Annotated in this window: 13 protein-coding genes; 9 read left to right on the top strand and 4 right to left on the bottom strand. The window is 64.4% G+C overall.

Annotated features, from left to right (window positions below):
- Positions 1–20: 20 nt before the first annotated feature.
- Together AC1Q5P_RS07535 and bla are read right to left on the bottom strand one after the other, a co-directional pair.
- A complete protein-coding gene (locus AC1Q5P_RS07535) occupies positions 21–977 on the bottom strand; it encodes a 50S ribosomal protein L11 methyltransferase (RefSeq protein ID WP_492477881.1) in 957 nt (318 codons plus the stop codon).
- Positions 974–1,834, bottom strand: a complete 861-nt coding sequence (bla, locus tag AC1Q5P_RS07530; RefSeq protein ID WP_492518607.1) for a subclass B3 metallo-beta-lactamase — start codon at positions 1,832–1,834, stop codon at positions 974–976. Before bla ends, AC1Q5P_RS07535 begins: the two co-directional genes overlap by 4 nt.
- Positions 1,835–1,994: 160 nt before the next feature.
- On the opposite strand from bla, the gene sdhC reads away from it, so the two are divergent.
- From sdhC to AC1Q5P_RS07510, 4 genes are all read left to right on the top strand, one after another.
- The gene (sdhC, locus tag AC1Q5P_RS07525; protein ID WP_039334091.1) at positions 1,995–2,420 is read left to right on the top strand and encodes a succinate dehydrogenase, cytochrome b556 subunit; all 426 of its coding nucleotides are present in this window, start codon (positions 1,995–1,997) and stop codon (positions 2,418–2,420) included.
- A gap of 39 nt (positions 2,421–2,459) precedes the next feature.
- The gene (gene sdhD, locus AC1Q5P_RS07520; RefSeq protein ID WP_039333991.1) at positions 2,460–2,843 is read left to right on the top strand and encodes a succinate dehydrogenase, hydrophobic membrane anchor protein; all 384 of its coding nucleotides are present in this window, start codon (positions 2,460–2,462) and stop codon (positions 2,841–2,843) included.
- 3 nt (positions 2,844–2,846) lie between these two features.
- Positions 2,847–4,661 carry a succinate dehydrogenase flavoprotein subunit gene (gene sdhA, locus AC1Q5P_RS07515; protein WP_039333993.1) on the top strand — a complete coding sequence of 605 codons (1,815 nt, stop codon included), beginning with the start codon at positions 2,847–2,849 and terminating at the stop codon, positions 4,659–4,661.
- A 138-nt stretch (positions 4,662–4,799) separates the two neighbouring features.
- The gene (locus AC1Q5P_RS07510; RefSeq protein ID WP_492518606.1) at positions 4,800–5,522 is read left to right on the top strand and encodes a hypothetical protein; all 723 of its coding nucleotides are present in this window, start codon (positions 4,800–4,802) and stop codon (positions 5,520–5,522) included.
- Positions 5,523–5,546: 24 nt separating this feature from the next.
- On the opposite strand, the gene AC1Q5P_RS07505 is transcribed toward AC1Q5P_RS07510, so the two are convergent.
- Together AC1Q5P_RS07505 and ypfJ are read right to left on the bottom strand one after the other, a co-directional pair.
- Positions 5,547–6,221, bottom strand: a complete 675-nt coding sequence (locus AC1Q5P_RS07505) for a hypothetical protein (RefSeq protein ID WP_492518605.1) — start codon at positions 6,219–6,221, stop codon at positions 5,547–5,549.
- A gap of 74 nt (positions 6,222–6,295) precedes the next feature.
- Positions 6,296–7,153 (bottom strand): KPN_02809 family neutral zinc metallopeptidase, encoded by an 858-nt coding sequence (gene ypfJ / locus AC1Q5P_RS07500; RefSeq protein ID WP_039333996.1) that lies wholly within the window; start codon positions 7,151–7,153, stop codon positions 6,296–6,298.
- 95 nt (positions 7,154–7,248) lie between these two features.
- Here ypfJ and AC1Q5P_RS07495 point away from each other — a divergent pair, with 95 nt between their 5' ends.
- From AC1Q5P_RS07495 to AC1Q5P_RS07475, 5 genes are all read left to right on the top strand, one after another.
- Positions 7,249–8,034 (top strand): 3-hydroxybutyrate dehydrogenase, encoded by a 786-nt coding sequence (locus AC1Q5P_RS07495; RefSeq protein ID WP_039333997.1) that lies wholly within the window; start codon positions 7,249–7,251, stop codon positions 8,032–8,034.
- 119 nt (positions 8,035–8,153) lie between these two features.
- Entirely contained in the window at positions 8,154–9,686 is a 1,533-nt protein-coding gene (locus AC1Q5P_RS07490) for a M28 family metallopeptidase (protein WP_492518604.1), read from the top strand.
- Positions 9,687–9,777: 91 nt separating this feature from the next.
- Positions 9,778–11,235, top strand: coding sequence for an IMP dehydrogenase (guaB, locus tag AC1Q5P_RS07485; protein ID WP_039334097.1), 1,458 nt, complete (start codon positions 9,778–9,780; stop codon positions 11,233–11,235).
- Positions 11,236–11,245: 10 nt separating this feature from the next.
- Positions 11,246–12,433 (top strand): RsmB/NOP family class I SAM-dependent RNA methyltransferase, encoded by a 1,188-nt coding sequence (locus AC1Q5P_RS07480; RefSeq protein WP_492518603.1) that lies wholly within the window; start codon positions 11,246–11,248, stop codon positions 12,431–12,433.
- Positions 12,434–12,499: 66 nt separating this feature from the next.
- Entirely contained in the window at positions 12,500–13,006 is a 507-nt protein-coding gene (locus tag AC1Q5P_RS07475; protein ID WP_230487634.1) for a tetratricopeptide repeat protein, read from the top strand.
- Positions 13,007–13,014 lie beyond the last annotated feature (8 nt).

The following is a 13,014-nucleotide window of genomic DNA, read 5'->3' as shown; positions in this document are numbered from 1 at the left end:
TGCACAAGCCCCCTACCGCGCTACCAGCGCTTCGACCACTCCGGCAGAGCGCCAACCCGGCTGGCGCGCACACCGCCTGCCGCGCGCCGTCGCAACCACAGGATCGACCAGTCGCCGCGCACCATCCGCGCCGCCAGCCTCAGGCCCGCCTTGCGATAGGCTGCCCGGACAGTGGCTTCCTGCGTTTCAAGCAGTCCGGCCAGCAGCACGCTGCCACCCGGCACAACGGCGCGGGCGAATTCCGGTGCCAGTTCGACCAGCGGCCCGGCAAGGATGTTGGCGATCAGCAGGTCATAGGGCCCGGCCGCCTGGAGCAGGGGATGGTCCACTCCGGCGGCGATGACCATGGCCATGCGCCCAACGCCATCGCCCAGCGGAATGCCGTTGTTGGCCGCGTTCTCTGTCACGACCGGGCCGCAAACAGCATCGATGTCACTGGCGATGGCCCGGGCGGTCGGCCACAGATGCAGCCCGGCGAAGCCGAGCAGACCGGTGCCGGTGCCGATGTCAGCCAGGTTGCGCACGGTCACGCCTTGCCGCTTCATGTGGCTCAGCATGGCGAGGCAGCCTGCGGTCGTTGCGTGCTGGCCGGTGCCGAACGCCTGGCTTGCCGGGATCACGAAGTCCCGAACACCACGCTGGAGGAGCGGCGGGTATTCGGGCGTATGTACGTGGAACACGCCCTCGCGGATCGGCTCGACGCCTTGCTGGCTGAGCGTCACCCAGTCGGTATCGGGCAGCTTCTCGATCTGCAGCGTGGGCGGTGCCCCTTCGAACAGATCGGCGATGGCGTTCTGGTCGGCCTTGGTCGGCTTGCGGTCAAGCCAGGCTTCGAGTTGCCAGTCCTCGGGCTTGTCCTCGGCGATCTCGCTGCCGGCAATGACGATGTCGTGGTCCCAGTCCCAGGCATCCTCATGCGCGATCAGCGCGGCCTGAATCACATCGCGCGGGGCAAAGACGGTGACTTTCCAGCTCATTTACGCAGTGCCTTTTCCAGACGATCCCGTGCCCCCGCTGCCAGCGCCTTGCAGGCATCGCGATTGGCAAGCGGTTCGGATCCACTCATCCGCTCAAACATGGCGCTGGCCGAAGGATGCGGCGTCAGCAGGACGCCGCATTCCAGCGCCTCCACTTGCGCGAAGGTCTTGCGGAACATCTCCACGCGCTCGGGATGATCGGCAAAACGATAGGTGCCGAGCGGGAGAGCGGTCAGGCTGTCGACGTATGTGATCGTGCGGCAGTCAGTCCCCTCGCACGATTTCCAATGCCAGCTGGTCGAACCCTCGGTGTGGCCGGGAGTCTGGAAAGCCGTGATCTTGAGCGGCCCGACGCTGAATACGTCCCCGGTCTTCAAAGCGAAGTCTACTCTTGCAGGGCGACTGCCATGAACTTCCTGCGCTTGCGGGTCAGCGGGGCTGACTTTGCCGCTGCGTATTACCTTGGCCGCTTCTGCCGTGGCGACGAAGCGCGCACCGGTTGCCTTCTCCAACGCTGCGAGACCGCCAACGTGGTCGAAATGCTCATGGCTTGAGACGATCAGGTCGATGTCCTTCGGGTTGAATCCCAGCTTGCGGATATTGGCAAGGATTTGCGGCACTGCCTCTTCCACCGCTGCATCGACCAGGATGTGCCCCTGCGGGCCGGTGATCAGCAGGACCGAGACGTTGCAGGTGCCGACGTACCAGACATTGCCGAAGATCCGGGCAGGCGGGGCGGGATCGGAGAAGTTCTCCTTGCCCTCGCACTGGCGAATGATTGCACGGGCTGCGGCAGTATCGGCCGGGGCGGGCGTCACCGCAGTCGCTGCGGCCAGGACGGCGAGTGTCATGCTCATGAGGGTCGTCTAGGGACCGCGCTGGACAAGCGCAACCGGCTGTCCTTTTTTACATCCTGCATACGCTTGCGCAGGCGGTCTTTTCGACTAATAGGACTCGCAATCCGTCGCGGGGGCTGTCCTTTCCGCGATCCTTGTACCTAGTCGAGGGGGTATGTTCATGGCGCAGGCGCGCAAGGCACGGCCGATTTCTCCGCATCTCCAGATCTGGCGCTGGGGCCCGGCCATGCTGGTTTCGATCCTGCACCGCATCACCGGCAACGGCCTTGCGTTTGCAGGTCTGGGGCTTCTGCTGTGGTGGATCGGTGCGCTGGCAAGCGGGGCAGGGGCCTATCAGACGTTCCTGGACTACGTGTGGCTCGGCACTGGCGGTGGCCTGCAGACGGTTACCGCGATCCTTGGCAAGATCGTGCTTGTCGGCCTGACCTGGGCCTTCTTCCAGCACGCCGCTTCGGGCATCCGCCACCTGATCCTCGATATCGGCGCGGGATACGAACTGGAAACCAATGCCCGCTGGTCGAGCCTGACAATCGTCATCTCGGTCCTCCTCACCATCGCATTCTGGGCTTTCGTGCTGCTGCGCTGAGCGCCGGCACGAACCGTCAAGCAAGGAAGGCTTACTCCCATGGGTAACGGCACCTCCATCGGTCGCGTGCGCGGGCTGGGCTCCAGCCACGAAGGCACCCATCACTGGCTCACGCAGCGCCTCACGGCGGTGGGCAACCTCGTCCTGATCACGTTCCTGATCGTCAGTCTCGCGCTGCTGCCGGACTACAGCTATGCCACTGTGCGCGGCTGGGTCGCGCGGCCGCTGCCGTCGATCGCGCTCATCCTGATCATGATCAACACCTTCACCCATGCCCGTATGGGCGTGCAGGTCATGCTCGAAGATTATGTCCATGAAGAAGGCGGCAAGGTTGTCGCCTGGCTTCTGGTCAATGCAGTGCCCTTCGCGGCCGCTGCCTTCGGCATCCTTTCGGTTCTGCGCATTGCGCTCGGGGGCGCATAAGACATGACTTCGACTCAGCCTGCCTACAAGATCATCGACCACACCTACGACACCGTCGTCGTCGGTGCCGGCGGTTCCGGCCTGCGCGCCACCATGGGTTCTGCCCAGGCCGGCCTGCGCACCGCCTGCATCACCAAGGTCTTCCCGACGCGCTCGCACACCGTGGCAGCGCAGGGCGGTATCGCCGCCTCGCTCGGCAACAATTCGCCCGATCACTGGACCTGGCACATGTACGACACCGTCAAGGGGTCGGACTGGCTGGGTGACCAGGACGCCATCGAATACATGGTGCGCGAAGCTCCGGCTGCGGTCTATGAACTCGAGCACGCCGGCGTGCCGTTCAGCCGCAATCCCGAAGGCACGATCTACCAGCGTCCGTTCGGCGGCCACATGCAGAACATGGGCGAAGGCCCGCCGGTGCAGCGCACCTGCGCCGCGGCTGATCGTACCGGCCACGCCATGCTTCACGCGCTGTACCAGCAGTCGCTGAAGTACGACGCGGACTTCTTCATCGAATACTTCGCGATCGACCTGATCATGGAAAACGGCGAATGCCGGGGCGTGATCGCGCTGTGCATGGACGATGGCTCGATCCACCGCTTCCGCAGCCATGCGGTCGTGCTGGCCACTGGCGGCTATGGCCGTTCGTACTTCACGGCCACCTCGGCCCACACCTGCACCGGTGACGGCGGCGGCATGGTCCTGCGTGCGGGCCTTCCTCTGCAGGACATGGAATTCGTCCAGTTCCACCCGACCGGCATCTACGGCGCCGGCGTGCTCATCACCGAAGGTGCACGTGGTGAGGGCGGCTACCTCACCAACTCCGAGGGCGAGCGCTTCATGGAGCGCTATGCCCCGTCGGCCAAGGACCTCGCCTCGCGTGACGTCGTCTCGCGTTCGATGGCAATGGAAATCCGCGAAGGGCGCGGCGTCGGCCCGCACAAGGACCACATCTACCTGCACCTCGATCACATCGATGCAGGCGTCCTGGCTGAACGTCTGCCGGGCATCACCGAAAGCGGCAAGATCTTCGCAGGCGTCGACCTTACGCGCCAGCCGCTGCCGGTCGTGCCGACCGTCCACTACAACATGGGCGGCATCCCCTGTAACTACCACGGCGAAGTCGTCACCATCGGTGCCGACGGCAACCCCGAGACGGTCGTCCCCGGCCTGTTCGCAGTGGGTGAAGCCGCCTGCGTTTCGGTCCACGGCGCCAACCGCCTCGGCTCGAACTCGCTGATCGACCTTGTCGTGTTCGGTCGTGCCACGGGCCTGCGCCTCAAGGAACTGATCAAGCCGGGCACCTCGCACAACTCGCTGCCCAAGGACAGCGCCGACCTTGCGCTGACCCGCCTCGATCACTTCCGCCACGCCAAGGGCGGCTCGCCCACGGCCGAGGTTCGCGTCGAAATGCAGCGCACGATGTCGGCCCACGCCGCAGTGTTCCGCACCGACGAACTGATGGCCGAAGGCAAGGTCAAGCTCGCCAACACCTACAAGCGCATGGAGGACATCCACGTGTCCGACCGTTCGCTGATCTGGAACTCGGATCTCGTCGAGACGCTCGAACTCGACAACCTGATCAGCCAGGCCTCGGTCACCATGCATTCGGCCTACAACCGCAAGGAAAGCCGCGGCGCCCACGCGCACGAGGATTTCCCCGAGCGCAACGATGCCGAATGGATGAAGCACACCGCAGCCTGGTTCAACGGCTGGGGCGGCAAGGGCGGCGAAGTCCGTCTCGACTATCGCCCGGTCCACGAATACACGCTGACCGACGACGTCGAGTACATCAAGCCGAAGAAGCGCGTGTACTGATCCGACGCCAAGCCGTCGACACTGGTCCATGCGGACCGGCGGTTCGTCGAACCTGAGATGATCTGGTGCCGGGGTATGAATACTCCGGCATCAGTCATTTTCGGCCCGGTGAGACGGGCAGCCTGGGGAGGCAGTTCGATGAAAAGCGGTTGGAAGCATTCGAAGCTGACGCTTATTGCAGGAGCCGCGCTGGTCATCAGCGCTGCGGGGGCCATGGCACAAGGCATTAAGGACATGCCGCCGCCACCTGCTCCGCCCGCGCCGCCCGCACCTCCGGCTCCCCCGTCACCTCCCGCACCGCCAGCGCCGCCTGCGCCAGGCATGGAGCAGCAAACCGTCATCATCGAAAAGCATGGCAGCGAGGATGGGCAAGAGCACGTCCGCACCGTCACCCGCGATGGCAAGACCTTCGTGTTCAAGAGCGACAAGCCATTGTCTGACGCGGACGTCGAGGCGAAGATCGCCCGTGCGGAGGCTGGCATTCCGCCCGTCCCGCCCATGCCTCCGGCTCCCCCGCTGCCTGGCAAGGGCGAGCGCCGCATGCAGCGCGTGATCGTGATCAACGGCGAGAACGAAGGCGTGACCGACATCGTTTCCGAGGACGGTCCGCATTGCCGGGGCAAGAATGCCTACGCCAACGTCGATGCCTCCGAGGAGAACGACGGCAAGGTCACTCGCGTGCGAATCCGCACATGCGGCAGCGAGGCAGACATCGAGAAGCATGCCATGGCCGAAGCGCTCGCCGGCATTCGTCAGGCGCGAGAGGAAATCGCCCGCGACAAATCGTTGTCAGACAGCATCCGCAAGCAGGTCCTCAAGGAACTCGACGCTGAAATGGCCAAGCTCAAGGCGAAGGGATAAGCGGTATCTGGCCGAGAAGGTCTTTCAGTCAGCCTTCTGGACGACCGGTTTGCTTTCGAAGCGGATCGGATCGGCGTTGCCCGGCTTCGATTTTGCGGACTTCTTGTCGTCGTCCTTCTTGCTGTCGTCCTTCTTTTCGCGTTCCGCCTTGGCCTCTGCTGCTTCGCGTGCGGACCACAAGGCTGAAACATCCTTTGGCGTTGCCGCGCTCGCCGGGTATTTGCAGCCGCGCTGTTCGCCGACGCCCTTAAGATAGGCGCGGCGCACCGACCCTGCGTAGATCGCCTCGTTCCACTTGCGCTGCTGGGCATTTGCGCCACTGATTTCGCGGATTACGCCGCCGAACGGAATCAGCGAGCCGACGAGTGACTTGGCAATATTGCCCATCTTGAGCGTCGAATTGCCATCGTCCCGTGCCACGTCGATGTCGTCGCCCAGAACAGCGTCGAGTTTGGTGACCTCTGCGGCGATGGCAGGACACTTGCGCATGCCGGCAAGATCATAAGGCTTCTGCCGCGCAGCGACGAGAATTTCCGGCACTTCGTCCTTCTTGATGTTCAAGTCGGACAAAGGCTTCGTAACCACATCACTCGCCGTCACCTTTTCCTCCGAAACCGCAGTCTGTGCGGCGAGAGGGAAGGCAACGGCAAGCGTGCAAGGCAGTATCGTTGCGAACCGAAGGGCCTTGGTAAACTTCATTGTCTGCTCCCCGTTTAACGGATGAAGTCTTCAGGCCCTTCGCGGTTCCGTGAATTAATGTTAACAAACACTCATCACAGCGCGGCGAACGTGTCGCACTGGTCCTCGTCCGCTGTCTCGATTCCCTTGCGCAGCCACTGCATCCGCTGCGCGGCGCTGCCGTGTGTGAACGCATCCTCCACCGGACGGCGGCCTGCCGCCTTCATCAAAGTATCGTCGCCGATCTGGTGTGCTGCACGCATGCCTTCCTCGATGTCGCCCGCTTCGATGCGATCCCGATTGCGGCCTGCCCAGACGCCGGCATAACAGTCGGCCTGAAGTTCGAGAGCGACCGAGTAGCGGTTGGCCTGGCTCGGACTGCTCTGCTGCAACTGCCGCACCTTGGCTGACGTGCCGAGCAGGCTCTGGATATGGTGGCCGTATTCGTGCGCCATCACATAGACACGGGCAAAGTCGCCGCCGGCACCCATCTGACGGTCCATTTCCGTGTAGAAATCGGTGTCGATATAGATGCCGCTGTCGCTCGGGCAGTAGAACGGCCCCATCGCGCTCTGTGCCGCGCCGCAGCCCGACCGGCCATTCTGCGAGTAAAACACGAGAGTCGGGGCTTCGAACGGGATATTGGCCTGCTGGAACAGTGGGCCCCACGTCTTGTTGAGCGAGGACAGCGCGTTGCAGCTTTCCTTGCTGAATTCGTTGACGGAGCAGCTTTCTGCCAAGGAGGCGCCACCCTGCTGTTCAACTGGTGCCGAAACCTGGCCCTGCTGCATCGAACCCAGCATCTGCATCGGGTCGACGCCGAACACCACTGCCGCAATCAATGCGATCACGATCGAGCCGCAACCCACCTTGCCGCCGCCGCCGAACGGGAAGCCGCCGCCGCCGCGTTGATCCTGGACATTGATGGAACTGTCGAAATCGTCGAGCCGCATGGGCAATCCCCTTTTTTGCGTTTGCGACTGGACAAGCGGCGAGCCGCCCGCGATGCCAGCGCGATCAATCCATCCAGAAACCCCGGAGTAATCGAATGTTCCTGAAGGGCAAGTGCGCGCTCATCACCGGCTCCACCTCTGGCATCGGCCTCGCCTATGCGCGGGCGCTGGCCGCAGAAGGAGCGGACATTGTTCTCAATGGCTTTGGTGATGCCGAACAGATCAAGGCGCTGTGCGAAGAACTTGCCTCTGTCAGCGGCGGCCGGGCGATCTTTGCCGCAGGGGACTTGACGAAGCGCGAAGGCACCGAAGCGATGGTGGCGACGGCGTTGGCGGAGTTTGGCGCGGTCGACATCCTGATCAACAACGCCGGAATGCAGCACGTCGCCCCGGTCGAGGAATTCCCGGTCGACAAGTGGGACACGATCATCGCGCTCAACCTCACGGCCGCGTTCGACGCCTGCCGCCTGTGCATTCCGGGCATGAAGGCCAAGGGATGGGGTCGCATCCTGTTCACGGCCTCGGCCCATTCGCTCACGGCTTCGCCTTACAAGGCCGCCTATGTGGCGGCCAAGCATGGCATTGCCGGGCTGACCAAGACGCTTGCCCTAGAGCTGGCAACCGACGGCGTGACTGCGAACTGCATCAGCCCCGGCTACGTCTGGACGCCGCTGGTCGAGAACCAGATTCCCGATACGATGAAGGCAAGGGGCCTGACGCGCGATCAGGTCATCAACGATGTCCTGCTGGAGCGGCAACCCACCAAGCAATTCGTCCAGCCGGAAGATTGCGCGGCGCTCGCGTTGTTCCTGTGCCGTCATGAAGCGCGCAACATTACCGGGGCGAATTACAACGTCGACGGTGGCTGGGTGGCGCAATAAAGGGCAACCACCAACCTCCTATGTAAAGTTCTGTTCATCATCCACGCCCCAATTGGGAACTTGCGCCTCGCTCCCGCTTTTGAGAGCAAGGGTCTGCGACGAGGCGTTTGGGGTCGGCGATGAAGCGTTACGGGGGCTGGACAGTAGCGATAAGGGGGGGCTTGGTCCTCAGCGCGCTGCTCCTCGTCTCCGCGCGGCCGGCACCGAAGAAGCCTGGCCCGGCGGAGATCGCGCTCAAGGCCCACGTCGAGACCCTGGCGAGCGACGCCTTCGATGGACGCGAACCGGGCACCGAGGGTGAAACCAAGACGCTGCGCTATCTCGCGCGTCAGTGGTTCGACATCGGGCTGTCTGCCGGGACCAATATGCCTGGCAATGGCTGGTTCGCCCCAGTGGAACTTGTCGAGCGTGAGCCGGTGCTGTCACGTGCCAGCTTCATGCGCGGTCGCAAGCGGGTGAACTTGCCGATCGACAGCGTGTTCGTGGTAACGTCTGGCCTGCGCAGCCTTGTGCAGGATGCGCCACTGGTGTTCGTCGGGCAGGCCACGTCACCCGTCACGTCGCGCGCGGAACTTGCCGGCCGGGTTGCCGTGATGCTCGACAGCCTGCCGGAGGGCCTTGCGCGAGATCGGGCAGGTGATCGCGCGGGGCGGTTGCTGGATGCCGGCGCGCTGGCGGTTGTCACCGTACTTGATGATGAGCGGGGCCTGGAAGATGTGATCGCACGCCGGCGTCGCGCCGGCTATGCGGTCGCAGGCGAAAGAATCGGCAATGAGATCGAGGCATTCCTGTCGCCGGCAACGGCCGAGACGCTGCTCGCCGGAACGGCACGGCCGACCGTGGCCCGGCTTCAGGCAGATGCCCGGGCAGCAGACTTTTCGCCTTATCTTCTCGGGATTTCCGGCACTTTCGAGGCAACTAGCCGCGAAACGCGGATCAAGACCCACAACCTGATCGGCAAGCTGGAAGGGCGCAATCCTTCGGCAGGGGCCGTCCTGATGATGGCGCACTGGGACCATTTCGGCGAGTGCGGCAGCGCGCCGGCCGAGGACCTGATCTGCAACGGCGCGATCGATAATGCATCGGGCCTTGCGGTCATGACCGAAACCGCGCGCATTCTCTCGCGCGGCAAGCCTCTGGAGCGCGACGTCTATTTCCTTGCGACTACGGGGGAGGAACTCGGCCTGCTCGGCGCGATGGCCTTTGCCGAAAACCCGCCGATCCCGCTCGATCGGTTCGTCGCCGCGTTCAATGTCGACAGCACCGGGCTGGTCCCGCCGGGCGGGCCGATAGGAGTCGTCGGCAAGGGGCTGACGCCGCTCGATCCGCTGATTGCCGATGTCGTCAAGCGCATGAAGCGCAAGCTCGCGCCGGGTGATGCGCCCAACGCCTATATCCGGCGGCAGGACAGCTTCATCCTGATGCAGCACGATGTCCCGGCGGTGATGGTCAGCAACTCCTACGGCGACATGGAGCGGACCGAGCGGTTCATGGAGGATACCTATCATCGTCCCAGCGACCAGCCGGGGCCGTGGATCGACTACGCCGGGATGGCCGACGACGTGAACCTGCAGGTCGAACTGATCCGCGCCTTTGCCGATCCGAAACGCTACCCGGCGCGCGCTTCGGCCCCGTCTGCAAAGCGCCCATGATTTCGGGAACCAAACCCTCTAGCGGAACTGCCCCTTCCTGTTTACATGGGCCGCCACGAATCTCCCCGGACCTTTAGAAGTGGCGCGCATCATGGACATCCCTCTCGGCCTTACCTTCGACGACGTGCTGTTGCGTCCTGCCGAGTCGGATATCGTGCCTTCAATGGCCGACACGCGCACGCGGCTGACCCGGGGTATCAATCTCAACATTCCGGTCCTGTCGTCGGCGATGGACACCGTGACCGAGGCCGACATGGCAATCGTCATGGCGCAGCTGGGCGGGATCGGCGTGCTCCACCGCAACCTTTCGATCGAAGAGCAGTGCGCCGCGGTGCGGGCCGTCAAGCGCTTTGAAAGTGGCATGGTCGTCAATCCGATTACCATTTCGCCCGATGCGCCGCTGGGCGAGGCACAGGCCCTGATGCGCCAGCACAAGATCAGCGGCATCCCGGTGGTCGAGGCTTCGGGCAAGCTTGTCGGTATCCTCACCAACCGCGACGTCCGCTTTGCCGACAACCCGCAGCAGCCCGTGCGCGAACTGATGACGCACGAAAATCTCGCCACGGTAAAGCTCGGCGCCAGCGGCGATGATGCGCGCCGCCTGCTGCACCAGCGCCGGATCGAGAAGCTGCTGGTGGTTGATGATGCATTCCACTGCATCGGCCTGATCACGGTCAAGGACATCGAGAAGGCCGTGACCTTCCCGGACGCCACCAAGGATGCTGCCGGTCGCCTGCGCGTTGCTGCCGCCACCACCGTGGGCGAGAAAGGCCTGCTGCGCACGCAGGCGCTGGTCGAGGCCGAATGCGACGTCGTCATCATCGACACCGCTCACGGCCACAACCGTGACGTCGCCCGCGCTGTCGAAGCGGCGAAGAAGCTGTCGAATTCGGTCCAGGTGATCGCCGGCAACGTCGCCACGGCCGAAGCCACCCGCTCGCTGATCGATGCCGGCGCCGATGGCGTGAAGGTCGGCATCGGTCCCGGCTCGATCTGCACCACGCGCATCGTCGCGGGTGTTGGCGTGCCGCAGCTGACGGCCGTTATGGAGTGCGCCGAGGAAGCCGAGAAGTCGGGCGTTCCGGTGATTGCCGACGGCGGCCTGCGCACCTCGGGCGACGCTGCCAAGGCGCTTGCCGCCGGTGCCAGCTCGGTGATGATCGGCTCGATGCTGGCCGGCACCGAGGAAGCGCCGGGCGAGACGTTCCTGTACCAAGGCCGCGCCTACAAGTCGTATCGCGGCATGGGTTCGGTCGGCGCAATGGCGCGCGGCTCGGCCGACCGTTACTTCCAGCAGGACATCAAGGACCAGATGAAGCTGGTGCCTGAAGGCATCGAAGGCCAGGTGCCCTACAAGGGACCGGCCAAGGACGTGGTCCACCAGCTCGTCGGCGGCGTGAAGGCCGCGATGGGCTACACTGGCAGCCGCACGATCGAAGACCTGCGCAAGCGAGCGCAGTTCGTGCGCATTACCAATGCGGGCCTTCGCGAGAGCCACGTCCACGACGTGACGATCACGCGCGAGGCGCCGAACTACAAGGTTGGCTGAGGGCGGCTGAATGACGCCTCCGGCGCGGGTTCAGGCCGCGATCGATCTGCTTGATGCAGTGATTGCGGCGGCCAACGGGCAGGGCGCGTCGGCAGACCGGATTGCGGCGGATTGGTTCCGGGCGCGGCGCTATGTCGGCTCGAAGGACCGTCGCGCCATTCGCGAACTGGTATGGAGTGCGATCAGGGCATGCGGCGAAGTGCCGGTGTCGGGGCGCGCCGCGATGCTGCGTCTGGCGCAAGCGGACGCAGCTGTGGCCGGGTCGTTCGTTGGATCGAACTATGGGCCAGCGCCGATTGAGGCAGGTGAGCCGGTGGCGTCCGGTGGCGTTGCGCCTATGTGGCTGGCAGAACGACTTGCGGCTTCGGGTCTCGATGATCAGGAACAGGCCGCGCTGCTGGGAAGGGCGCCGCTCGATATCCGGGCCAATACGCTCAAGACCACGCGAGACGAATTGCGTTCGCGCCTGCCTGTCGAGGCCGACCTAGCTATCGCCCCACAGGGCTTGCGGCTGCCATCGGGTACGGCAGTCGAATCGTGGCCGGAATTCGCCGAGGGGCTGTTCGAAGTGCAGGACGCCGGCAGCCAGATCGCCTGCATGGCGCTTGGCGTGCAGCCCGGCGAAGCGGTGGTCGATCTGTGCGCAGGGGCGGGCGGCAAGACGCTTTCGCTGGGGGCAGCAATGGGCAATCGCGGCAAGCTCCTCGCCTGCGACATTGACCGGCCCCGCCTGTCCCGCCTTCCGGAGCGCGCCAGCAGGGCAGGGGTCCTGGTTGAAGCGCGCCTGCTCAACCCTGGGCGGGAGGGTGAGATGCTGGCCGACTGGCAAGGCAGGGCCGACGCGGTGATGATCGATGCGCCGTGTTCGGGCACAGGTACCTGGCGCCGCAATCCCGAGGCGCGCTGGCGGCTCGATGCCAGGGCTATCGAGCGCTACTGCGCGATGCAGGCCAATGTGCTCGATATCGGGGCTTCGCTGGTAAGGCCGGGCGGTCGGCTGACTTATGTGGTCTGCTCCCTGCTCGATGCTGAAGGTGCAGACCGGATAGAGGCATTCCTTTCGGCCAATCCCGGCTGGGATGTCGCGCTGCCCCCGCTGCCTGCGGGCCAAGCGCGGGGCAGCGGCTGGCGGCTTACACCCTTTAGGGATGGCACCGACGGGTTTTTCTTCGCAACGCTCGTACGCCGTGTTAACTGAAGCGTCATGGACGCGGGTTCATTCAATGATGGTCCTTCAAAAGGTAATCGGACCAAGGAGCTGTTGATGCGTTACGCCCCCATTGCCCTCGCTCTGTCACTTGTCGTTGGCGTGACCGGCAGCATGGGCGTGGCGAAGAACACGGCGGCGTCCGACCCGCGCGTCGAAGCCTTGCTCAAGGACGGTCGTGCATCACTCGCCAAGGGCGACGTTTCGGCGGCGACTGACAGTTTCGAAGCGGCGCTCGCCCTTGATCCGGCCAGCAATCCTGCGCTGCTGGCGCTGGCTGATGCCGCCCGGCGCGATGGGCTGCAGGGCAAGGCGATCCACTATTACCGCCAAGTACTCGAACGCGATCCCAATAATGTCGTCGCCATTTCCGGCGAAGGCGGCGCGATGGTTGAGAAGGGCGCACTTGAAAAGGCCCGCCGGAACCTGACACGGCTCGAAGGCCTGTGTGGCAAAGCTTGCGCGGAAACCGCCGAACTCTCGGCGGCCATCGCGCGCGGACCTGCCAAGAAGGTCGTGTCGGCCGAAGCTGTCATCCCAGCCGAGAAGGTGGAGACGAACTGACGCCAGCG

Source organism: Novosphingobium sp. GW835-FHT14H07 (genome assembly GCF_058793515.1).
The sequence above is the reverse complement of the archived record's forward strand: the minus strand, read 5'-3'. Positions and strand labels throughout refer to the sequence as shown.

Bases quoted from the DNA above. Each gene is read 5' to 3' on its own strand.
- AC1Q5P_RS07475 (WP_230487634.1), top strand. From the start codon at position 12,500: ATGCGTTACGCCCCCATTGCCCTCGCTCTGTCACTTGTCGTTGGCGTG.
- sdhC (WP_039334091.1), top strand. From the start codon at position 1,995: ATGGCGCAGGCGCGCAAGGCACGGCCGATTTCTCCGCATCTCCAGATC.
- AC1Q5P_RS07535 (WP_492477881.1), bottom strand. From the start codon at position 977: ATGAGCTGGAAAGTCACCGTCTTTGCCCCGCGCGATGTGATTCAGGCC.
- guaB (WP_039334097.1), top strand. From the start codon at position 9,778: ATGGACATCCCTCTCGGCCTTACCTTCGACGACGTGCTGTTGCGTCCT.
- AC1Q5P_RS07480 (WP_492518603.1), top strand. From the start codon at position 11,246: ATGACGCCTCCGGCGCGGGTTCAGGCCGCGATCGATCTGCTTGATGCA.
- AC1Q5P_RS07495 (WP_039333997.1), top strand. From the start codon at position 7,249: ATGTTCCTGAAGGGCAAGTGCGCGCTCATCACCGGCTCCACCTCTGGC.
- sdhA (WP_039333993.1), top strand. From the start codon at position 2,847: ATGACTTCGACTCAGCCTGCCTACAAGATCATCGACCACACCTACGAC.
- bla (WP_492518607.1), bottom strand. From the start codon at position 1,834: ATGAGCATGACACTCGCCGTCCTGGCCGCAGCGACTGCGGTGACGCCC.
- AC1Q5P_RS07490 (WP_492518604.1), top strand. From the start codon at position 8,154: ATGAAGCGTTACGGGGGCTGGACAGTAGCGATAAGGGGGGGCTTGGTC.
- AC1Q5P_RS07510 (WP_492518606.1), top strand. From the start codon at position 4,800: ATGAAAAGCGGTTGGAAGCATTCGAAGCTGACGCTTATTGCAGGAGCC.
- ypfJ (WP_039333996.1), bottom strand. From the start codon at position 7,153: ATGCGGCTCGACGATTTCGACAGTTCCATCAATGTCCAGGATCAACGC.
- sdhD (WP_039333991.1), top strand. From the start codon at position 2,460: ATGGGTAACGGCACCTCCATCGGTCGCGTGCGCGGGCTGGGCTCCAGC.
- AC1Q5P_RS07505 (WP_492518605.1), bottom strand. From the start codon at position 6,221: ATGAAGTTTACCAAGGCCCTTCGGTTCGCAACGATACTGCCTTGCACG.